This is a genomic window from Streptomyces albiaxialis, assembly GCF_039530985.1.
Classification (GTDB): domain Bacteria; phylum Actinomycetota; class Actinomycetes; order Streptomycetales; family Streptomycetaceae; genus Streptomyces; species Streptomyces albiaxialis.
This window is the reverse complement of record NZ_BAAAPE010000001.1, coordinates 986,345-1,007,274: the sequence shown is the minus strand read 5'-3', so window position 1 is coordinate 1,007,274 and position 20,930 is coordinate 986,345. Positions and strand designations below refer to the sequence as shown.

Annotated in this window: 17 protein-coding genes and 1 pseudogene; 3 read left to right on the top strand and 15 right to left on the bottom strand. The window is 73.3% G+C overall.

The window, feature by feature from the left end:
- Positions 1 to 8: 8 nt before the first annotated feature.
- From ABD343_RS04400 to ABD343_RS04385, 4 genes are all read right to left on the bottom strand, one after another.
- Positions 9 to 1,322 carry a CynX/NimT family MFS transporter gene (locus tag ABD343_RS04400; RefSeq protein ID WP_344524109.1) on the bottom strand — a complete coding sequence of 438 codons (1,314 nt, stop codon included), beginning with the start codon at positions 1,320 to 1,322 and terminating at the stop codon, positions 9 to 11.
- A gap of 44 nt (positions 1,323 to 1,366) precedes the next feature.
- Positions 1,367 to 2,080, bottom strand: a complete 714-nt coding sequence (locus ABD343_RS04395; RefSeq protein WP_344524107.1) for a FadR/GntR family transcriptional regulator — start codon at positions 2,078 to 2,080, stop codon at positions 1,367 to 1,369.
- 118 nt (positions 2,081 to 2,198) lie between these two features.
- Complete coding sequence (locus tag ABD343_RS04390; RefSeq protein WP_344524105.1) at positions 2,199 to 3,134, bottom strand: NAD-dependent epimerase/dehydratase family protein; 936 nt, start codon at positions 3,132 to 3,134, stop codon at positions 2,199 to 2,201.
- Positions 3,135 to 3,209: 75 nt separating this feature from the next.
- A complete protein-coding gene (locus tag ABD343_RS04385; RefSeq protein WP_344524103.1) occupies positions 3,210 to 5,255 on the bottom strand; it encodes a TIGR03086 family metal-binding protein in 2,046 nt (681 codons plus the stop codon).
- 109 nt (positions 5,256 to 5,364) lie between these two features.
- Here ABD343_RS04385 and ABD343_RS04380 point away from each other — a divergent pair, with 109 nt between their 5' ends.
- The gene (locus ABD343_RS04380) at positions 5,365 to 6,438 is read left to right on the top strand and encodes a helix-turn-helix transcriptional regulator (protein ID WP_344524101.1); all 1,074 of its coding nucleotides are present in this window, start codon (positions 5,365 to 5,367) and stop codon (positions 6,436 to 6,438) included.
- Positions 6,439 to 6,784: 346 nt separating this feature from the next.
- Here ABD343_RS04380 and ABD343_RS04375 read toward each other — a convergent pair.
- Positions 6,785 to 7,894, bottom strand: a pseudogene (locus ABD343_RS04375) (MFS transporter); the annotation flags it as partial.
- A 182-nt stretch (positions 7,895 to 8,076) separates the two neighbouring features.
- Between ABD343_RS04375 and ABD343_RS04370 the strand changes: the two are divergent.
- On the top strand, positions 8,077 to 9,111 hold the full coding sequence (locus ABD343_RS04370) for an Lrp/AsnC family transcriptional regulator (protein WP_344524099.1): 1,035 nt from the start codon (positions 8,077 to 8,079) through the stop codon (positions 9,109 to 9,111).
- 55 nt (positions 9,112 to 9,166) lie between these two features.
- Here the strand turns inward: ABD343_RS04370 and ABD343_RS04365 are convergent, their stop codons facing one another.
- The 9 genes from ABD343_RS04365 to ABD343_RS04325 all read right to left on the bottom strand — a co-directional run bounded on the left by ABD343_RS04365 (position 9,167) and on the right by ABD343_RS04325 (position 19,119).
- On the bottom strand, positions 9,167 to 9,991 hold the full coding sequence (locus tag ABD343_RS04365) for an HAD family hydrolase (protein WP_344524097.1): 825 nt from the start codon (positions 9,989 to 9,991) through the stop codon (positions 9,167 to 9,169).
- A gap of 174 nt (positions 9,992 to 10,165) precedes the next feature.
- Entirely contained in the window at positions 10,166 to 11,443 is a 1,278-nt protein-coding gene (gene serS / locus ABD343_RS04360) for a serine--tRNA ligase (RefSeq protein WP_344524095.1), read from the bottom strand.
- Positions 11,444 to 11,939: 496 nt separating this feature from the next.
- Positions 11,940 to 12,869 (bottom strand): prephenate dehydratase, encoded by a 930-nt coding sequence (gene pheA / locus ABD343_RS04355; RefSeq protein WP_344524093.1) that lies wholly within the window; start codon positions 12,867 to 12,869, stop codon positions 11,940 to 11,942.
- A 43-nt stretch (positions 12,870 to 12,912) separates the two neighbouring features.
- A complete protein-coding gene (gene efeB / locus ABD343_RS04350; RefSeq protein WP_344524091.1) occupies positions 12,913 to 14,205 on the bottom strand; it encodes an iron uptake transporter deferrochelatase/peroxidase subunit in 1,293 nt (430 codons plus the stop codon).
- A gap of 6 nt (positions 14,206 to 14,211) precedes the next feature.
- On the bottom strand, positions 14,212 to 16,164 hold the full coding sequence (locus ABD343_RS04345; RefSeq protein WP_344524089.1) for a copper resistance protein CopC: 1,953 nt from the start codon (positions 16,162 to 16,164) through the stop codon (positions 14,212 to 14,214).
- A gap of 11 nt (positions 16,165 to 16,175) precedes the next feature.
- Positions 16,176 to 16,694 carry a copper chaperone PCu(A)C gene (locus ABD343_RS04340; protein ID WP_344524087.1) on the bottom strand — a complete coding sequence of 173 codons (519 nt, stop codon included), beginning with the start codon at positions 16,692 to 16,694 and terminating at the stop codon, positions 16,176 to 16,178.
- Complete coding sequence (locus ABD343_RS04335; RefSeq protein ID WP_344524085.1) at positions 16,691 to 17,362, bottom strand: SCO family protein; 672 nt, start codon at positions 17,360 to 17,362, stop codon at positions 16,691 to 16,693. The genes ABD343_RS04340 and ABD343_RS04335 overlap by 4 nt, the downstream gene beginning before the upstream one ends.
- 59 nt (positions 17,363 to 17,421) lie before the next feature.
- Positions 17,422 to 18,144, bottom strand: coding sequence for a YcnI family copper-binding membrane protein (locus ABD343_RS04330; protein ID WP_344524083.1), 723 nt, complete (start codon positions 18,142 to 18,144; stop codon positions 17,422 to 17,424).
- Between the two features lie 120 nt (positions 18,145 to 18,264).
- On the bottom strand, positions 18,265 to 19,119 hold the full coding sequence (locus ABD343_RS04325) for a hypothetical protein (RefSeq protein ID WP_344524081.1): 855 nt from the start codon (positions 19,117 to 19,119) through the stop codon (positions 18,265 to 18,267).
- A gap of 274 nt (positions 19,120 to 19,393) precedes the next feature.
- On the opposite strand from ABD343_RS04325, the gene ABD343_RS04320 reads away from it, so the two are divergent.
- Complete coding sequence (locus ABD343_RS04320) at positions 19,394 to 19,855, top strand: ATP-binding protein (RefSeq protein WP_344524079.1); 462 nt, start codon at positions 19,394 to 19,396, stop codon at positions 19,853 to 19,855.
- Here the strand turns inward: ABD343_RS04320 and ABD343_RS04315 are convergent.
- The gene (locus ABD343_RS04315; protein ID WP_344524387.1) at positions 19,850 to 20,902 is read right to left on the bottom strand and encodes a PP2C family protein-serine/threonine phosphatase; all 1,053 of its coding nucleotides are present in this window, start codon (positions 20,900 to 20,902) and stop codon (positions 19,850 to 19,852) included. The genes ABD343_RS04320 and ABD343_RS04315 overlap by 6 nt on opposite strands.
- Between the last annotated feature and the right edge of the window lie 28 nt (positions 20,903 to 20,930).

Sequence of the window (20,930 nt, the reverse complement as noted above, 5' to 3'; positions counted from 1 at the left end):
TACGCGTCCTACGGCGTCGGGCCGATCTTCCGGTCGCGCCCGGCGCCGAGCCCCAGCAGGACGAGGCCCGCGCACACGCACAGCAGGAGCACGATCGGCGCGGTCCAGCCGTCCGTCGCCTGGTGCACGGCGCCCAGCGCCAACGGGCCGGCGGCGGCCAGCAGATAGCCCCAGGTCTGTGCCATGCCGGACAGCCGCGCGGCCGTGTGCGCGTCGCCCGAGCGCAGGACCATCATCGTGAGGGCCAGACCGAGCGCGCCGCCCTGGCCGACGCCCAGGAGCGCCGCCCACACCCACGCCCCGGCCACCGGGGCGACGAGCAGTCCGGCGATACCCGCGGCCATGAGGACCGCGACGCCCGCGGCGAGCAGCCGCTGACCGCGCATCCGTCCCGCGAGGGTCGGCACGACGAACGAACCGGCCATCTGGACAAGGGTGCTGAACGCGAAGACCAGCCCGGCGGTGGCCCTGCTCATGCCGTTGTCGGTGAAGATGGTCGGCATCCAGGCGATCGTCACGTACGCGACGAGGGACTGCGAGCCCATGAACAGCGTGACCTGCCAGGCGAGTCCGGAGCGCGTCAGACGGGCCTCCGCCGTGTCGTCCGTACGGTGCGCCGCCACTGCCGCGGACTCGCCGTGGTGGGTGCCGCGCCGGGCGAGCACGGCCTGCGGCAGCCAGACGAGGGCCGCGAGGGCGGCGAGCAGTGCCCAGGAGACCAGCGAGCCCCGCCAGCCGCCCAGCGCGTGCTCCAGCGGCACGGCGGCCGCGGCGGAGACGGTCGCGCCGAGGATCATCGCCGTCGAGTAGAGGGCCGTCATCCCGGCGGCCTTCTCCGGGAAGTCCCGCTTGATCAGGCCCGGCATCAGCACGTTGAGCAGCGCGATGCCCGTGCCGACCACGGCGCACCCGGCGAACAGCGTGACCACGGGCGGCGCCACCCGCAGGGCTATGCCGCCCGCGAGCAGCACGAGGGCGCCGAAGAGGACCGTCTCGGTGCCCCAGCGCCGCGCCAGCCGGGGCGCGACGGGCGAGGCGAGGCCCATGAAGACGAGCGGAATGGTCGTCACCAGGCTGCTGGTGGTCGAGGTCATCCCGAAGTCGTCGCTGATGTCCCCCAGAACGGGGGAGACCCCGGCGAGCGCGGCCCTCATGTTGAGCGAGGCCAGCACGATGCCGAGCAGCAGGAGCAGCGGGTGCGCGCGCAGCCGGGCGCGCGCAGCCGCGACGGGCGGCGCGGGCGCCAGGTCCTCCTCGGCGTCGATCAGTTCGGCCTCAGCCAGTTCGTGAGCGGTGCGCCCTTCGGTGCGGTGCGACGGCATACGGGATGGTGCTCTCTTTCAGTTGTGGTGCGTGTGTGGTGCGTTCAGTCGTCGTGCGACAGCAGGGCGTCGACGGCCTGCTTGGGCCTGGCGAGCAGCGCCCTGGCCGCCCGTTCCGCTGCGTCCGGGTCGCCGCCGGCGATGGTGTCCACCAGTTCGTGGTGGTCGTCGGCGTGGATGCGCGGCATCTGCGTGTCGTGCAGCGAGGTGACGAGGGCCTCGCGCACGGAGGTGCTGAACCAGCCGTACGTGGCGCTCAGCGCCGAGTTGTGCGCGGCGTCCACGACGGCGATGTGGAACTCGATGTCGTGCTCCGCGTACAGCTCGACCTGGCCGAGCGAGGGGAAGCCCTCCTCGTCCTTGAAGGCGGCCTGTGCGGCGAGCGCGGCCCGCATCCGCTCCAGATCCTCGGCGGTGTGCCGCAGGGCCGCGAGACGGGCGCCCTCGGCCTCCAGCGCGATGCGCAGCTCCAGCACGTCGCGCACGTCGGCGAGCCGCACGCCGCGCATGACCTCGCCGGGGTCGGTGTGGGACACCACGAAGGTGCCCTCGCCCTGGCGCGAGCGGAGCATCCCGGAGTGCACGAGGACGCGGACGGCCTCGCGGACCGTGTTCCGCCCGACCTGGAGCTGCTCGGCCAGCGCGTGCTCGGTGGGGATGCGCTCGCCCACGGGCCACTCGCCCGCCGTGAGCTGCGCGCGCAGCTCGGCGACCACGGTGTCTACCAGGGACTGCCGTCCCGCCGCTTGCAGGGCCATGCGCGCTTCTCCCGCGTGTGTGAGTCATGGGTTCGCCCGGTTGCCCAGTCATCCTACAAATACCGCGACCCCGCACGAGGCGGGGTCACGGTATGGGTTCGCTCACACGGCGAGGGGCTCAGCCCTGCTCGCGGTACCAGGCCACCGTCCTGGCCAGCCCCTCCTCCAGCGGCGTCGGGCCGGTTCCGAAGCGCCGTTCGAAGGCGGAGGAGTCCATCACCTGGGGCTCGGTGTGCTGGTAGAACAGCTCGGCGTAGGCGCCCATGAACACCTCGTCGAACGGCCCCCAGGCGCGCGCCTCCTCCAGCACCTCCACCTTCAGCGGCGCGCCGACCAGCCCGGCTATCAGCGCGTGCACCTCGCGCGTCGTACGGGCCGGGGCCGTGGGCAGGTGCCAGACCCGGCCGTCCGTGGCGGGCGTCTCGCCCAGCAGGGCGAGTCCCAGGGCGACGTCCCCGATGTACGAGTAGCTGTGCGGCAGGTCCAGGTCGCCCATGCCCAGGACCGTGCTACCGGAGAGTGCGCCGGGGAAGACGGCGCCGCCGAGCGTGGAGTTGAGGACGCCCGGCCCGTAGAAGTCGGCGGCGCGCCCGAGGCTCACCGGCACCCGGCCCGAACGGTGGGCCTCCAGATAGCGCTCGTCCAGCGCCGCGCGCATCCGCCCCTTGCGGGTGGTCGCGTTCCAGGGCGTGTCCTCGGTCATGACGGCCCCGCCGGTCGGCCCGTACGGGTAGAGCGTGTCGAGCACCACGAGGCGTGCCCCGGCCGCCGCCGCGCCCTCCAGTACGGCCTCCTGGATGCCGGGCATGGCCTCGGTCTGGAGGTGATAGGCGACGTTCACGCAGTGGTACGCGACGGCCGCGCCGTCGAGGGCCCCGCGCGCCGCGGCGGTGTCGGACAGGTCGGCGACGACGTGCTCGGTGCCGGGCACGGAGGGCGCGCCGCCCGTGCCCCGGTCGACCGTACGGACCCGGTGGCCGCGTGCGACGAGCGTGGCGGCGAGGGTCCGGCCGGCGGGGCCGGCACCCAGGACGGCGTGGATCTGCTGAGGCATGACGCACTTCCCTTCGGCACGGTGACGGCCCCTCGGCCGCCCTGCCGTAAGACTACCTCGCTATAGTTATAAGGTCTAACGAAGCGGCGTGCCGCCTTCGCCCGGCAGTCCGGGGCCCGGAGCGAAGCGGAACATGTCCGCGGGGTCGAGGGCCTCCTTGAGGGCACGCAGCCGGGCCAGGTCCTCCGGCTCGTAGGCGGCACGTACGGTCTCCGGTTCCTGCGGCCCGTACAGGAAGTTCATCCGCCGCCCCACCGTGTGCGGGCCCACCGCGTCCAGCGCCTGGGCGTGCAGCTCGCGCACCGTCGCCTCGCCCGTCCCGCCCAGCGGGGAGAGCACCCCGACCAGATAGGCGGCGCCCCTGTGCCCCACCGTGTCCGGCACCTCCGGATCGCGGGCGAGGGCGCCGCCCATGTGCCGGATGCCCACGACGCACATCGCGGGGGTCTCCGGGCCCGTCCGCTTCACCAGGGACCGCACCTCGGCGGGGCCGAGCCCCCGCCCGTCCACGAGTGAGTTGACGCTCCGGTACGCGTGCGGTGCCTCCGGCTCGCTGAAGACCGAGGCGCACTCCGTGTACGGCATCTCCCGTACACGGTCCACCAGTACGGGCCCCACCTCGCGCAGCGGTGCGATCAGCCGTTCGCCCTCCTCGGGGCTGCCGGTGAACGCGAAGTGCAGTTGCGCCAGATAGCGCCCGCGCAGCGGTTCGGGGACGCCGGGCACGTCCGGCATCGGCAGCAGCGAGACGGCCGACGCCATCTCCTCCGGAACGGTCTCCGTCCACGCCCGCCAGGCGTTCACCACGTCCTCGGCGGTCCCCACGCCCCCGACGCCCGCACCGTCGAAGATCAGCATGCCGCCGTAGATCCGCTCCACGGGCACCAGGGCCAGCTCCAGCCCCGTGACGACGCCCAGGTGCGCGGCGCCGCCGCGCAGCCCCCGGAACAGCTCGGGGTCGCTCTCCGCCGTGACCCTCCGCAGCCGTCCGTCGGCCGTCACGACGTCGACACGGCGCACATGGTCCGTCGTGTAGCCGAACCGGCGTCCCAGGATGCCCACGCCGCCCCCGAGGGTGTACGAGACGACCCCCACGCCGGGGAACGAGCCGTTGACCGGGGCCAGGCCGTGCCGGGCCGTCTCCGCCACCAGATCGCCCGCCAGGACGCCCGCCTCGACCCACGCCGTACGGGCCTGCGGATCCACCCGGATCCCCGTCATCCGGCGGGTGCTGATCAGGACGCCCTCCCGGGACGCTTGTGACAGCCCGTGCCCCGTCGCCTGCACGGCCACGGGAAGGCCGCGCTCACGGGCGTACGTCACGGCCTCCTGAACGTCCTGCGCGGTCTCGGCGACGACCAGGCGGTCGGGGCGGTGCGCGTCGCCCGCCTGGAAGCCGGTGCGCTCCTCGTCGTACCCCTCGTCGTCGGGCGTGAGGACCGGTCCGCGCGCCGGGCGCCACTCCGGGTCGCGGCCCAGCCAGGCGGCCAGCCGCGTGTGCGCGTCCGCGCCCTCCGGGGCCTCGCGCACCTCCCCGAACGGGACCGGGCCGCCCCGCCCCTCGCGGGGCACCGTCCGGGCGCGTTCCAGGGCGAACGCGCCCAGTTCGGCAGCCCCGGCATCCCCGACGCCCCCGACGCCCGCGCCGTCCGACCCGTCCGTCCCTTCCGGCTCGCCCTCCAGTTCACCGTCCAGGCCCAGGGCGCGCGCCAGGTCCCAGGTGTGCGTGACGACCTCCATCGTCCAGCCTTCCAGCGCGGAACTGCCCGGTACCGTTCCCCACGGCACCCCGACGGCCTCCGTCAGCTTGGCGTCGTCCTCCCAGGCGGCGAGGGCACGCTCCCTGGCCTCGCGGTACGCCCGCGCCCAGTCACCGTCCCGGACGTCGTCCGCCGACGGGGGCGCGTCGGCGAAGGCGCCGCCCTCGCCGACGTGGGCGATCCGGCGCGTCACGCCGACCATGTGCCCCACCAGGGCCTGTACGTCGAACTCCGCACACGGCGTCGGCCGCCCGAGCTGCCCGGGACGCACCCGCTCGACCAGCGCGCCGAACCGCGCTGTCGCCCGGGCCAGACGGGGGCGCGGGTCCTGCTGGTCCGTCACCACGGATGTCTCGCTCACGCTGTCTCACTCCTTCGGTCCGTCCGGGCCGCCCACGGGCCCGGACAGGAAGAAGTCTCACCGGATAACTGGACACCGGCCGTCAAGTTTTCGCGGCACCCTGGAGAACGTGAAATCCGACCGTCTCCTGTCGATCCTGCTGCTTCTCCAGACCCGGGGCCGCGTTTCCGCCGCCGAACTGGCCGAGCGCCTGGAGGTGTCCGCCCGCACGATCTACCGCGACGTCGAGGCCCTCTCGACCGCCGGAGTGCCCGTCTACGCCGAGCGCGGCCGGAACGGCGGCATCTCCCTGCTCCCCGGCTTCCGTACGGACGTCACCGGGCTGACCGCCGACGAGGCGCGTGCCCTGTTCGTGCTGGCCGCCGAGGGCGCCCATACGGCGCTCGGCCTGGAGGGCGCGCTCGGTTCGGCCCTGCGCAAGGTGATGGCCGCCCTGCCCGCGCCCCACAGGCCCGCCGCCGAGCTGACCAGCCGGCGCATCCTCGTCGACCCCGGCGCCTGGCGGTCCGGCTCGAAGCGCGCCGTCGATCTGGAGGTGCTGCACACCGGCGTCTTCGCGGATCGCAGGCTGCGCATCCGTTACCGGCACGGAGGGACGACGGAGCACAGGACGTACACGGTCGATCCGTACGGCCTGGTGCACAAGGCCGACTCCTGGTACCTGGTCGCCGACCGCCGAGGGAAGCCCTATCCGTTCCGCGCGGACCGTGTCGCCGCGGCGACGGTCACGGACACGCCCGTGAGGCGCCGCGAGGGCGTGGAACTGGCGCAGGTGTGGGAGGAACTGCGCCGCTGGGTCGAGGAGTGGCCCGACCCGGTGCACGTCACCGCGCGGGTGCGGCGCGTCCGCCTGGACATGTTCCTGCGGGTCCTCGGCTCCAACGTGACGGACGTGTCCGAGGAGGAGCCGGGTGAGTGGGTCCCCGTCCGGCTGGCCTTTCCCCTGCTCGCCGCCGTCAACCAGCTCCTCCAGTTCTCCACCTCGGTCGAGGTCCTGGACCCGCCGGAGGCCCGGGCCGAACTGGCACGCCGGGCCGCCGCCGTCCAGGCCCTCTACGACGCCACTCCGGCCCCGACAGACCCGGCGCCGTCCGTGGGCCCCGCGCCGCCCGTGTCCCCGGCACCGCCCGCATCCCCGGCGGTGGCCCCCACGACGCCTCCCGGAGCCGCAGAGGCGCCCTGAGGCCCCTCGGGAGCGGTGCCGGAGGGGGGCGCGGGCCGTGGTCCGCGCCGGGCGCCCGCTCGCGTACGACGAGCAGCACCACGAGGCCCACCAGCAGCGCCGTCACCCCGCTGATCACGAAGATCAGGTCGAGCCCCGAGGCGAACGCCTCGCGCACCTGGCCCATCGGGACACCCGAGCCCATCGCCCGGCCGCTGCCGACCGCGTCGGCCGTCTCCTCCGGCACCCCGTGCGCGCCCAGCGAGTCCTTCACCCGCGAGGCGAAGACCGTGCCCAGCACGGCGATGCCCAGCGCGTACCCGAGCTGCCGGAAGGTGTTGACGGCGCCGCTGGCCATCCCGGCGCGCTCCGGCGGAGCGGCCCCCAGCGCGGCCGACACCAGCACCGTCATCGCCAGCCCGACGCCGCACCCCGTGAGCACGCAGCCCGGCAGCAGCGCCGTCCAGGACGAGCCGGGCCCGACCAGCGTCATCGCCAACACTCCGGCGCCGATCACCATCACCCCTACGCCCAGCGGCAGTTGCGGCCGCATCCGGAGGAAGTACCGTCCGCCCAGGCCCGACACCAGGAACGAGGCGGCGGCCATCGGCAGCATGGCCGTACCGGCCTCCAGCGGGCTCATGCCCAGCACCGACTGCACCCACAGCGAGCTGTAGACGAAGTGCGCGAACGCCGCCGCCTGGACCAGCAGGGCCGCCCCCATGAGCACCGCGAACGACGGGCGCCGCAGCAGCGCCAGGTCCAACAACGGCACCGGTCGGTTCCGTTCGGCCAGGACGAAGGCAACGGCCGCGACGGCGGCGGCCGTCAGCGACACCAGCGCGAGCGGGTCCGTCCAGCCCGCGTCCCCGCCGCGCACCAGCCCGTAGGTCAGCGCGCCCGCGGCCAGGGTGAACAGGGCCGCACCCGGCCAGTCGATCCGCGCACGCCCCGAGGCCGGCGCGGGCGCCTTGGACTCCGGGACCGTGCGCAGCGTGATCCACAGGGCCACGGCGCACAGCGGCAGGTTGACGAAGAAGATCGCGCGCCAGCTCACGTACTCGGTCAGCAGCCCGCCCAGGGCCAGCCCGAAGCCGGTCGCCGCGCCGATCACGGCCCCCCACACGCCGAAGGCGACCCCGCGGTCCTTCCCGTGGTACGTCGCGGTGATCAGCGGCGCGTTGGCCGCGAACACTGCCGCGGCGCCGATCCCCTGCACCGCGCGGGCCGCGATCAGCGCGCTCTCCCCGGGCGCCAGGCCGCAGGCGAGCGAGGACAGCGCGAAAAGCGCCAGCCCCCACACGAACACCCGCCGCCTGCCGTACAGATCGGCCACCGAACCGGCGGCCATCAGCAGCGCCGCCAGGGCGACCGCGTAGATGTCGACGACCCACTGGAGCGCGGTGAACGAGGCGTCCAGGGACCGCGCCATGTCCGGAAGGGCCGTGGTCACGATCGTCACGTCGATCAGCAGCATGAAGCCGCCGAGACATATGGCCGTAAGGGGCCACCACTTGTTCCTCATGCCCGTCAGGCTGCGAGCCGCCCCGTGGGATTCCCCAGCCAGCTCCGGAAGGGCGGCGTTTTCCGACGCCGAGTAGCCTCGGAGAAATGGGATCCGACACGGGAGGAATGCGGGGCACGGGAGGCACGGGAGGCATGAGAGCGCGGGAACGGAGGGTGCGCCGGGAAGGGCCGCCGCTCGACGACCTCGACCGGAAGATCGGACACGCGCTCCAGCTCGACGGGAGGGCGCCCTTCTCGCGCGTCGCCGAGGTGCTGGGCGTCTCCGACCAGACGGTCGCGCGCCGCTGGGCCAAGCTCCGCTCCAGCGGCACCATGCGGGTGCTGGGCCTGACGGAGCCCGAGGTGCTGGGCGAGACCATCTGGTGCATGCGCGTCCAGACCACCCCCGACGCGGCCGTGCCCCTCGCGCAGGCCCTGGCGCGCAGGACCGACACCTCCTGGGTCGCCCTCCTGGCGGGCGGCACGGAGGTCAGCGCCGTCGTCCGCTCCGGCGTGCGGCCGCCGCCGGAGGGACGTCCGTACAGCGATCTGGAAGCCGACAACGTGCTGCTGAGCCAGCTTCCCCGCACGCCCGGCGTCCTGGGGGTGACGGCGCACCTCCAGCTCCGTTCGTACTTCGGCGGGGCCCAGGGGCTCGTCCTCAAGACCGGGATGCTCACCGCCGAGCAGGTGGCCGCGCTCGCGCCGCCCGAGCCCGTACGGCCGGAGGAGCCCGTCCGGCTCGCCGCCGACGACCACGGGATGCTCGAAGTCCTCGCCAGGGACGGCAGGGCGTCCTACGTCGAACTCGCCGACGCCGCGGGGTGGTCGCTCACCACGGCCCGCCGCAGGGTGGCCGAACTGCGCGAGTGCGGCGCGCTCTACTTCGACGTGGACTACGGGCACGACCTGTTCGGCCTGCGCGTCCGCGCCGCCCTCTGGCTCTCCGTCCCGCCGGCCGAACTGGAGGCCGCGGGCAAGGCGGTGGCCCAGCACCCGGAGGTCGGCTTCGCCTGCGCGATGACGGGCCCCGCGAACCTCTTCCTCGCGGTCGTCGTCCGCGACACGGCCGCGCTCTACACGTACCTGACGGGCCCCATCGCCGAACTGCCCGCCGTCCGGCAGGTGGAGACGTATCCGATGATCCGCTCCATCAAGGGCCCGGGGCCTTTTCTTCCGCCCGTATAGGACAGGCCGCACATCACGTGCCTATCGAGTGCCTGTCAGCGCGTCTGTCGGGTGCCTACGGGCGTGACTGGTCGTTGAGCAGTCGCTCAAGCACCTGGGCGATGCCGTCGTCCTCGTTCGACCCGGTCACCTCGTCGGCCACCGACAGCAGTTCGGGGTGCGCGTTCCGCATCGCGATGCCGCGCTCGGCCCAGGCGAACATCGGGATGTCGTTCGGCATGTCCCCGAAGGCGACCGTGTCCGACGCGTGCACGCCCAGCCGACGGGCCGCCAGCGAGAGGCCCCTGGCCTTGTTCAGCCCCAGCGGCAGCAGCTCGACGATCCCGGGCCCCGACACCGTGACGCCCACCAGGTCGCCCGCTGCCAGCCGCGCGGCCTCCGCGAGCGTGTCGTCCGCCAGGCCGCCGGGATGCTGGACGTAGAGCTTGTTGAGCGGCTCCGCCCACAGCGCCGCGGGGTCGGTGAAGGGCGTGGAGGCGAGCCCGCCGTCCCCCATGTCGTAACCGGGGCCGACCAGCACCTCGCCGTCCACGCCGTCCCGCGAGGCGGCCACGGCGAGGGGGCCGATCTCGGCCTCGATCCGCTCCAGCGCCGTCCCGGCGAGCCGCCGGTCGAGCGTGACGGACGTCAGCAGCCGCCCGGCCCCCGCGTCGTAGACCTGCGAGCCCTGTCCGCACACCGCGAGGCCGCGATAGCCCAGGTCGTCCAGGATGTCCCGGGTCCAGGGCACGGCACGGCCGGTGACGACGATGTGCGCCGCGCCCCGCGCGCACGCCTCGTCCAGCGCGCCCCGCGTACGCGCCGACACCGAACCGTCGGGGCGCAGGAGCGTGCCGTCGAGGTCGGTGGCGACCAGCCTGTAGGGGAACGCGTCGCTCACTGCGCTTGTCCGTTCGCTTCTCCGCCCGCGCGGCTGCGTGCGGCCTTCGTGGCGGTCTGCGGCCCGGCAGCCGCGCGTGCGTCGCTCACTGTGCTTGTCCGTTCGCTTCTCCGCCCGCGCGGCTGCGTGCGGCCTTCGTGGCGGTCTGCGGCCCGGCAGCCGCGCGTGCGTCGCTCACTTGGAGACCGGCTCCAGCAGCTCCCGGCCCCCGAGATACGGCCGCAGGACCGGCGGCACCCACACAGAGCCGTCCTCGCGCTGGTGGTTCTCCAGGAGCGCGACGATCGTGCGCGGCACGGCGCACAGCGTCCCGTTCAGCGTCGCCAGCGGCCGCACCTGCTTGCCGTCGCGCATCCGGATCGACAGGCGCCGGGCCTGGAACTCGGTGCAGTCGGAGGTGGAGGTCAGCTCGCGGTACTTGCCCTGGGTGGGGATCCACGCCTCGCAGTCGTACTTCCGCGCGGCGGAGGAGCCCAGGTCGCCGGTGGCCACGTCGATCACCTGGAACGGCAGCTCCAGGCCCTGGAGCCACTCCTTCTCCCACTCCAGGAGCCGCAGGTGCTCGGCCTCGGAGTCCTCCGGTGCGACGTACGAGAACATCTCGACCTTGTCGAACTGGTGGACGCGGAAGATGCCCCGGGTGTCCTTCCCGTACGAGCCCGCCTCGCGGCGGAAGCAGGGGGAGAACGCGGCGTACCGCAGCGGCAGCCGGTCGGCTTCGAGGATCTCGTCCATGTGATACCCGGCGAGGGCGACCTCGGAGGTGCCGACGAGATAGAAGTCGTCCTTCTCCAGGTGATAGACGTCCTGCGCGGCCTGGCCGAGGAAGCCGGTGCCCTCCATGGCCTGCGGCTTGACCAGCGCGGGCGTGAGCATCGGTGTGAAGCCCGCCGCGGTGGCCTGCGCGACGGCGGCGTTGACCAGCGCGAGCTCCAGGAGCGCGCCGACCCCCGTCAGGTAGTAGAAACGCGAGCCGGAGACCTTGGCGCCGCGCTCGACGTCGATGGCGCCGAGCATCTGGCCCAGCTCCAGGTGGTCCTTCGGCTCGAAGCCCTCGGCCGCGAAGTCGCGCGGGGTGCCGATGGTCTCGCGGACGGTGAAGTCCTCCTCGCCGCCGACCGGCACCTCGGGGTGGACCAGATTGCCGAGCTGGAGCAGCAGGCGGCGCGTCTCCTCCGCGGCCTCGTCCTGCTCGGCGCCGGCGGCCTTCACGGCGGCGGACAGCTCGCCCGCGCGGCGCAGCAGCTCGGCCTTCTCGTCTCCCTCGGCCTTGGGGATCAGCTTGCCGAGCTGCTTCTGCTCGGAGCGCAGCTCGTCGAAGCGGACGCTGGAGGACCTGCGCCGCTCGTCGGCGGAGAGCACCGCGTCGACAAGGCCGACGTCCTCTCCACGGGCGCGCTGCGAGGCGCGCGCACGGTCGGGGTCCTCACGAAGCAGGCGAAGGTCAATCACGCGGCCAGCCTACCGGTGGGCGGGGAGGGCGCTCGACTCGATATGGCTTTAGTGGCACTTTGTCCGTATTGCGGGTTGTTTATCCCCGGGCCACTTTCGGGGAATTCCGCTGTCGCGCGTTGACGGGACCGCGCGCCGATCTGCGCGTCGCACGGGGCGAGTTGAGGACGCGTCATCCACCAACTTATCCACAGCCGGAGAGTTGCCCACGGAGTTGTCCACAGGCTCTTTCCTCCGGCTGTGGAAATTGGACGTGATCGTTCCGCCGTCTGTTCGGCTGGCGCAGAATTCCCGCCCCAAACCCGAAATACACACTCAATCGAGCGGGATTTGCTCACTCCATGGTGTCGATCAAGGGAATTGTGCTGACGGGGGTGACGTGAGCCGCTGTGGATGGAGATGCGGTCTGCATGCCTCTTTGTCGACAACGTCCGCTTTGCCTGTCGACTAATCCACAGCCGCACCCCCAGGCCTGTGGATAACTCGGAGGTTGTCCTCAGCCCCGCCCGTCCAGGCACCGCGTCAGCCAGTCGGCCGCCGCCACGAAGTCGCCGTCCGCCGTGCCCTCGCGCAGCGTCGGCGCCTGCTCGTCCGCGCGCGGGTACGAGCCGAGGAACCGCACCTCGCGGCAGGCGCGCTTGAGGCCCATCAGGACGTCGCCGACGCGGCGGTCCTGCACATGGCCCTCGCAGTCGACGGAGAAGCAGTAGCGGCCGATGCCCTCGCCGGTCGGCCGCGACTCGATCCGCATCATGTTGACCCCGCGCGCCGCGAACTCCTGGAGCACCTCCAGCAGCGCACCGGGATGGTCCGTACGCAGCCAGAACACCGCCGAGGTCTTGTCCGCGCCCGTCGGCGCCGCCGGGCGCGCGGGGCGGCCCACCAGCACGAACCGCGTCACCGCGTTCTCCGCGTCGTGGATGTCCGTCACCAGCGGCTCAAGGCCGTAGGTGGCCGCCGCGAACTCGCCCGCGAACGCCGCGTCGTACCGCCCCTCCTGCACCAGCCGCGCCCCGTCCGCGTTCGAGGCCGCCGACTCCCACAGCGCGTCCGGCAGGTTCGCTCCCAGCCATCCGCGCACCTGCGGCTGCGCCACCGGGTGGCCCGTCACCGTCTTGACGTCGCCCAGCGCGGTGCCGGGGCGGACCAGCAGCGCGAAGGCGATCGGCAGCAGGACCTCGCGGTAGATCATCAGCGGGGTGCCGCTCGCCAGCTCGTCGAGGGTCGCGGTCACCCCGCCCTCCACCGAGTTCTCGATCGGGACGAACGCGGCCTGCGCCTCGCCGCTGCGCACGGCGTCGAGCGCGGCGGGCACCGAGACCATGGGCGTGAGCTGGCGGGTGGCGGCCTCGGGAAGGGTGTGCAGGGCGGCTTCGGTGAAGGTCCCTTCGGGACCGAGATACGTATAGCGGCTCGCTGGTGACATGCCGCCACGGTAGTCGCGGGCGGGACGGCGCGTCGGCGCGATCTCACCCTTCGAGCAGCCGCTGCCCCACGTACTCGCCCTCGCGCGGACCGCCCGGCACCGCGAACAGGCCGCTCGCCTCGTGCCGCAGGAACGGCGACAGCGCGTCCCCCCTGTCGAGCTTCCGCTGCACAGGGACGAAGCCGCGCAGCGGGTCGGCCTGCCAGGCGAGGAAGAGCAGCCCGGCGTCCGGCGCGCCGTCGTCGCGGAAGCCGTCGTGGAAGGAGAAGGGGCGGCGCAGCATCGCCGCGTCCCCGTTCGTCTCCGGCGCGGCCACCCGGATGTGCGCGTTGGCGGCGATGGCCAGCGTGCCCTTGGCGCGCTTCTCCAGATCGGGCTTCGTGTGCTCCTTGCCGCCCGACAGGGGAGCGCCGTCGGACTTGCGGCGCCCTATGACCTTCTCCTGCTCGGCCAGGGAGCGCTCGTCCCAGTCGTCGAGCAGCATCCGGATGCGTCGCAGCACGACGTACGAGCCTCCGGCCATCCACTCGGGGGAGCCGCCCTCGGGGACGAACACCTTCTCGGCGAAGTCCTTCTCGGACTGCTTGGGGTTGTTGGTGCCGTCGACCTGGCCCATCAGATTGCGGACGGTCATGGGGTGCGAGGTCGCGCCGGGCGAGCGGTTGAACCCGTTCATCTGCCAGCGCGGCTTCGCGGTCTTCCCCGCCTCGCGCTGGAGGGCGCGCAGGGCGTGGAAGGCGACCAGCGCGTCGTCGGCGCCTACCTGGACCCAGAGGTCGCCGTCCGAGCGCTTCTTGTCGAGCACGTCCGCGGAGAAGTCGGGCAGCGGCGCCAGCTCGCGGGGGAGCCGGTCCTTGAGGCCCGTACGTCCGAAGAACGTACGGCCGAATCCGAAGGTGACCGTCAACGACGACGGGCCCGCGTCCAGGGCGATGCCCGTGTCGGCGCCGCCGCGGCCGCCCTTCACCGGCTCGCCCGCCATCATCCGGCGCGCGGCGTCCGACCAGCGGCGCAGCAGCGCGGCGGCCTCCTTGCGGCCCGCGCCCGGCGCCAGGTCGAACGCGACGAGATGGCCGTGGGCCTGCGCGGGCGTGGTGATGCCCGCCTGGTGGGCGCCGTGGAACGGGACGCTCCGCGAGCCGAGCGTGCTCAGCGCGGTGGGGGGATCCTCGCGGGTGGCCGCGTGCGCGTAGGCGCCGCCCGCGCCGCCGAGCGCGAGCCCGGCGACACCGGCGGCCGACGCGGTGCCGAGGAGGCGGCGCCGCGAGACGCCGGTCCCCTCCCGCTCCTCGTCGCGTGCGTTCTCCGACGTCTTCTCTGGTGTGTGCTGCGTCATGGTGGTTCAGCCGACTCTCGCGGTCTTCGTCTCCGTGGTCTGGTCGATGTCCGAGGTGCGGATGGTGATCGCGATCTTCCACTTCCCGGCCATCGGGAGCTGCACCGACGTGGCCTTCCAGTGTCCCTTCTCGCCCTCGACGGGCGCGGGCTTCACCGGCAGCGGGCCCACGTCTTTGGCGGGCAGGGTGAGCGAGACCTTCACCTCGGGCGCGTCCAGCGGCTCGCCGCCGGGCGCGGTCGTGCGCAGGTCCAGGGTGTTGTCGCCGCTGCGCCCCGGGCTGATGCGCAGCTTCGCCGTGCCCTTGCCCTTGGGTCCTCCGGTGTCGAACGGGACCGTCAGCCTCACGGGCCCGCTCGCCTTCCCGCGCTGCTCCCCGCCGGACCCGGCGGCGCGGGCCTGCTCCTCCGTGCGCCCCGGCTCCGTACTGGTGAGCACGGTCGTGACGGCGAGGAGGACGACGGCGATCGCGGTCTCGGCCGTCACGGAACGGCGCAGTCCGCCCCGGTCGGGGTCGGCGTCGCGCTCCTTCCTGCGGCGCGCGGCGTTGGCGGCGGCCCGCTGCCGGGCGAGCTGCGCGGCACGTACGGGATCGCCGCTCCCGGCGCCCACGGTGACGCGTGCTTCCTCCGGCTCCTTCTCCGGCTCCTCCTCCGGTTCCGCCTCCGCTTCCCGCCGGGCGCGCTCCTCCGGCACGTCCGCCAGGCGGCGCGTCCAGCGTCGCGAGATCCAGCCGATGGACACGAGCAGCGCGACCAGCCCGACCTTGACGATCAGGAGCTGCCCGTAGGAGGTGCTGCCCAGCGCGTTCCAGGAGCCGACCTGGCGCCAGGACTGGTAGAGCCCGGTGGCCGCCAGGACGGTCACGCAGACGAGCGCCGTACGGGAGAAGCGGTCCACGGCCGCGCGGGTGGGCACCGGGCCCCAGCGCAGCGTGGTGAGCAGGGCCGCCAGCCCGCCGAGCCAGAGCGCGACGGCCAGCAGGTGCAGCACGTCGACGGGCATGGCGAGCGCCGTCTGGATGCCGGTCGAGGCGTGCTCGGCCATGGCCCAGGTGGCGCCCAGCCCGGCCGCGACGACCGTGCCGCCCAGGGCGAGCCCGAAACGCAGGTCCCGGGCGCCCTTCGGGTCGTCGTCCTCGCGCTGCTTGGCGTACGTGCCGAACAGCACGGAGACGAAGAGCGCCGCGGCGGCGAGCAGCAGCAGCCGCGAGACGAGCGCCGCGCCCGGCTTGGTCTCCACGACGGACTTCAGCCCGCCCAGGTCGAACGCGTCGGCCAGCTCGCCCGAATTCGTGTACGGATTGCGGAGCAGCAGCATGGCGAGGGTCGAGGCGGCGAGCGTCGTCCAGCCCGCGACGGTCAGGCGCTGCACGGAGCGCGCGGCGGCGGCGCGCGGCCAGCAGGCCAGCACGAAGGCGGCGGCGCCGACGAGCAGCACGAAGCCCGCGTACGCGGCGTACCGCCCGATGTCGTAGAGCACCCCGACCGTGCCGCCGCCCGCCTCGGTGTCCTGCCCCGGCACGCTCGCCGTCGTCTTGGAGGGCTTGCCGATGGAGAACGTGAACGCGCCCGCCACGGGATGGCTGTCCGCGGAGACGGCCTGCCAGGCCACCGTGTAGGTGCCCTCCGCCAGGCCGGACTTGAGGGCCGCGGCGCGGCGGACGGAGCCGCCCTTTCCGACGTCCTTGACGGTGCCCTTGTCGGCCCGCTTGCCGTCCGGGTCGAGGACACGGATGGAGCCGTCGGACATGGCGACGCCCTCGGAGAACGTCAGGGTGACCTGACGGGGCGCACTGTCCACCACCGCGCCCTCGGCCGGATCGCTGCCGGTCAGCGCGGCGTGGGCCGAGGCCGGAGTGGCCGTACCGACGACTCCCAGGGCGCACAGAGCGGCGAGGAGGACGGCGAGCAGCACGCGGGGTATCGCGGACCGTTCAGCGGCGGTGGTGGGCAGCACGCCTGCGCACCTCACTTGTCCGGTGTGTGGTTCGTCGCCTCGACCGGTGCCTTCACGGTGACGGCGCCCGACTTGGCGAAGTGCAGCGTGAAGGTGACCTTGTCACCCTTCTTCGGCTTCCGCTTCAGCTCCATGAGCATCAGATGGTTGCCGCCCCGCTCCAGCTTCAGGGCGCCGTCGGCGGGAACGGGGAACGACTTGACCGCGCTCATCTGCTGCTTGACCGTCTTGTGCATGGTCACGTCCGCGGCGATGTCGCTCGTGACGGAGGTCAGCTTGTCCGCCGTACCGCCGGAGTTGCGGACGGTGAGGAAACCGCCGGCCATCTTGTCGTCCACGGGCTGGGGGACGTACGCGCCCTCGATCTTCAGCTTCGGTACGGACCCCGCGGCGGCGGCCTTCTTCTCCTCGCCCTTCCCGTCCTTCGCGCCCTCCCCGTCGGAGGAACAGGCGACCAGGGAGAGCGCCAGGGTGGTCACGACGGACGCGGCGACCGGAAGGACCACAGCACTGCGGCGGGCGGGGCTCACGGCTTCTCCCCCTTGATGATGCTCGGAAGCTCCTTCTCCAGGACCTCCGGCGTGGTGTTGCGCTCCGTGTAGAGGACGTGCGCCTTGTCGTCCTTCGGGGAGAAGGCCAGAAGCTGCGCCCCGTGGGTGGAGACGATGTCGCCGTTCTTCTTCTTGTACGAGGGCTCGATGGAGACGCCGACGCTGCGGGCCCCCGCCTGGATGGTCTCGAAGTCGCCGGTGAGCCCGATGAACGACGGGTCCTGCCCCTTCAGCCACTTGCCGAGCTGCTTGGGGGTGTCCCGCTTGGGGTCGGACGTGACGAAGACGACCCGGAGCTTCTTCTGCTGGTCCTTGGGGAGCTTGGACTTGGCGACCGCGATGTTGCTCATCGTCAGCGGGCAGATGTCCGGGCAGTTCGTGTAGCCGAAGTAGAGCAGGGTCGGGTGGCCCTTGGTCTCCTCGATCATGTCGTACTGCTTGCCCCGCGTGTCCGTGAGCGTGAGGTCCGGCTTCTCGAACGGCGAGTCGAGTACGGAGCCGCCCTTCTTCTGCTCCTTCTCGATGGTCGCGGGCTTGGTGGCGCCCGCGTCGTCGTCCGAGTCGCCCGAGCCGCCGCAGGCGGTGAGCGTGAGGGCGGCCGCGGCGGCGAAGGCGGCGGCCGTGGTGACGGTTCTGGTAGTGCGCATAGTGCGTTCCCGTGGGTGCGGGCGGCGCGGCCCGGGGGCCGCGCCGCCATGGGGCAGGGTCAGGCGGAGCGGCGGCGTCCGGCGAGCACGCCGAAGGCCACACCGGCGATGCCGACGACGATGCCGACGACGCCGAGCACGCGGGCGGTGGTGTCGGAGCTGTCGGAGCCGCCGGAACCGTCACCGGAGCCGGAGTCCGCCTTGCTCGCGGCGCTCTCCGCGCCGTTCTCGGCGTCGCCGTGCTCGCCCTCGGCGGCGGTGAGCTTCAGGACGGGCGCCGGGTTCTCGGGCTCTTCCTGGCCCTCCTCCGGCTCCTCGATCCACCGTACGACGTCCTTGTTGTCGTAGGTCTGGAGGGCCTTGAAGACGAGCTGGTCCCCCTTCTCGGGCAGTTGGCCCATGGAGACGGGGAACTGCTGGAACTCGCCCGGGTTCACCTTGCCGCCGCTCCAGGTGACCTTCGAGACGGCCTCGGTGATCTTCTCGCCGTGCATCTCGATCGGCTTGTCGAGCTTGCTCTTGGTGACCTTGATGTCCCAGCCGGGGACGGGCTGCGGCATGACCGAGGCCAGCGGATGGTCGGTCGGGAAGGTGACTTCGAGCTTGACGGTCGAGGCGTCGTCCTGCTCGTTGGGGACCTTGAAGTTGACCGTGGCGAAGCCGCCCTTGGGGGCCTCCTGCGGGTCCACGCTGACGTGCGCGGAGGCCGGACCGGCCAGCGTGAGGACCGAGGCGACGGCGACGGCGCCGACGAGTGCGGCGCGGCGGTGTGCGTTCTTCATGAGTGTGGGCTCCTGTGCGGACAGGACGGAGTGGCATGGGACGTGGAGACCCGCGCGGGGCGTGCGCCGAGGCACGCGCGCACACGCGGTCGGCGGCCCCGTACGCGCGGTTCGTGTACGTCAGGCCGCGAGAGTGAGCGAATCCGCCCGGACCGCGGGCGGACCCCTGCGGTGCACGGAGTGCTGGAGCGTCACGGAACAGGGCGTACGCGCGTCCCGCTCCGCTGTGAAGGCCACGGACACCGGCGCGTGGGGCAGCAGCCCGGCGTGCAGCGCCCGTACGTACGCCAGCGCGGCGCGCAGCGCGCGGGCGGCGACGACCTCGTCGGCCGAGGCCGCCAGCTCCGCGGAGAGCCGCACCAGGCGCCACAGCGCGGCCTCGCCCCGGCGCAGCGTCCAGCCGAGCAGGAGGGCCGCGAGCAGGTGGCCGAGGAGCATGGGGGCGTCGAGCAGGCCGAGCGCGGCACGCGCGGCGTCGCGCAGGCAGTCGAGCGGGGTGTCGGGCAGCGCGCCGGCCCCGGCCGCCTGCCCGGACGCGTGCGCCGCGTGCCCCGCGCCGTCGGCCGGGAGCCCGGCCTGCGTGACGACGCGGTGGGCCTGCGCGTCGGTCATCCCGCTCGCCGCGTCGCCGCACAGCAGCGAGCGGGCGAGGTCCCGCACGTTCCCGCCCCCGCCGGAGCCGCCCGGCCTATGGCCGCCCGCGGCGGACATGTGGCCCTGTGCGCCCTGGCCGCAGGAGAAGAGCAGATGCAGCCCGAGCTGGCCGAGGGCGAGCAGCGAGGCGATGCCGGGGAGGGTCCGCTCGCGCCCGGCGAGCGGCAGCGCGACGGCGAAGGCGGCGGCGAAGCCGAGGACCAGGGTCACCGCGGGCACGCCCGTACCGGCGGCGAGGATGTGACCGGCGGCGGACACCGAGACGCAGACCGCGGCGAACACCGCGGCCCGCAGCGCTCTGAGATCCAGCCCGGCAGTCATGGCGGCCTCATTGTCGCACTGGCCCTCCCCGACGATTCCGGGCAGGGTGCCCCTCTGGTCCCCTCTGGTCCGCTCTGCGTCCCTGTCGTCCGCCCCGGGTCCGTGTGTGACGCGCGGTACGCGTGTGGGGGTCGCACTACACACACCTGGCGGCGCGCGCATCCGCCGTACGGGCGTCATCGTCCCGGCGCCGCGTAGGGCGTGGCCGGTGAGGCAATACGTAACCCGTGTGGCCAGGCCCTGTAGGCCCCGTCGAGCCGGGTGGAGGGTGAGCATGAGCAGCCTGTGGTGGTCTCTGCGGCTGCGGCGCGAGGCCGCCAGTGTGCCCCTCGCGCGGCGGCTGCTGCTGGGGGCGATGGAGGCGGCGGGGGCCGATCCGGAGATTTCCTTCGAACTGTCGCTCGCGCTGACGGAGGCGTGCGCCAACGCGGTCGAGCACGGCAGCGGCGCGTACCGCGTCACGGCCTATCTGGAGGGCGACCGCTGTCGTATCGAGGTCGCCGACTCGGGCCCGGGCTTCCCCGCCGGGTGCTGCGCGGACGCCGCGGGGGAGCAGCCGGAGGAGGGCGCCGGGCGGGGCGGCGCGGTGCCGGAGACGGGACGGGGGCTCTTCCTCATCGAGTCCCTCGCCGACCACGTCCGGTTCCGGAACCGCCCGGGGCGGGGCGGCGCCGTAGTCAGCTTCGACAAGCTCCTCAAACCGGTCCCCGCGGACGAACTCGCCTCGGCGTCATGACGCGGTGACCGGCTCGGCGCAGTCGCGGTAGCGGAGCAGCAGCATCGCCGCGTCGTCGTTGAGCGGGGAGCGCACATGCTCCTCGATGTCCTGGCGGACGGCCTCCAGCGCGGCGTCCGGATCGGTGTCCTTGAGCAGATGGGACCGCTCGTCCAGGGGATAGAAGGTGTTCGAGCTGTCCCGGGCCTCGGTGACGCCGTCCGTGTAGAAGAGCATCTGGTCGCCCGGCGCGAACGGCACCTCGTGCGGCCGGGGCGGCTCCGTCCCGTGCAGCCCCAGGCCGAGCGGGAGCGTGCGCTCGGGGGGCTCGGCGTAGCGCACGGTGCCGTCGTGCCGTATGGCGAGGGGCGCGGGATGCCCGTAGTTGAGCAGGACGGCGCGGTCGCCGCCCTCCGTCCCCGCGTTCCCCGGGTACGCCTGGCGGACCTCGGCGAGGACGGCGGTGACGAACTTCTCGCCCAGCAGATGCCGGTCCAGGGCCCGCTCCAGGCGCTCCCCCACGGCCACGAGGTCCGGCTCGTCGTACGCCGCCTCGCGGAACGCGCCCAGCACCACGGCCGCCGTCTCGACCGCCTCCAGCCCTTTGCCCTGCACGTCGCCGACGATGACGCGGACCCCGTGCGGGGAGGTGACGACCTCGTACAGGTCGCCCCCGATGCGCGCCTCGGCCACCGCCGACGTGTACGAGACGGCGACGCGCAGCCGTCCCGCGCCGCGCGGAACGGGGCGCAGCAGCACGCGCTGTGCCGCCTCGGCGATGGAACGGACGCTGGCCAGCTCGGCCTCGCGGCGCTGCCGCATGGAGGTGGCCAGCAGCGCCGCGACGGCGACGCCGCCGACCGAGATCAGCGTCGCGTCGCCGCGCCGCTCGCCGAACTGCCCGTTGTAGATGCTCAGGGCGATGGAGAGCGCCACCGCGAGCGCCCCCACGAAGGCGGTGCGCCGCATGCCGCCGATGAGGCCCGCGAAGGCGGGCCCCAGGGCCATCATGGGCAGCAGCCCGATCCCCGGACCGCCCATCAGGTCGACGAGGGTGACGCAGCCCATGGCGAGGAAGGGGAACGCGGACAGCAGT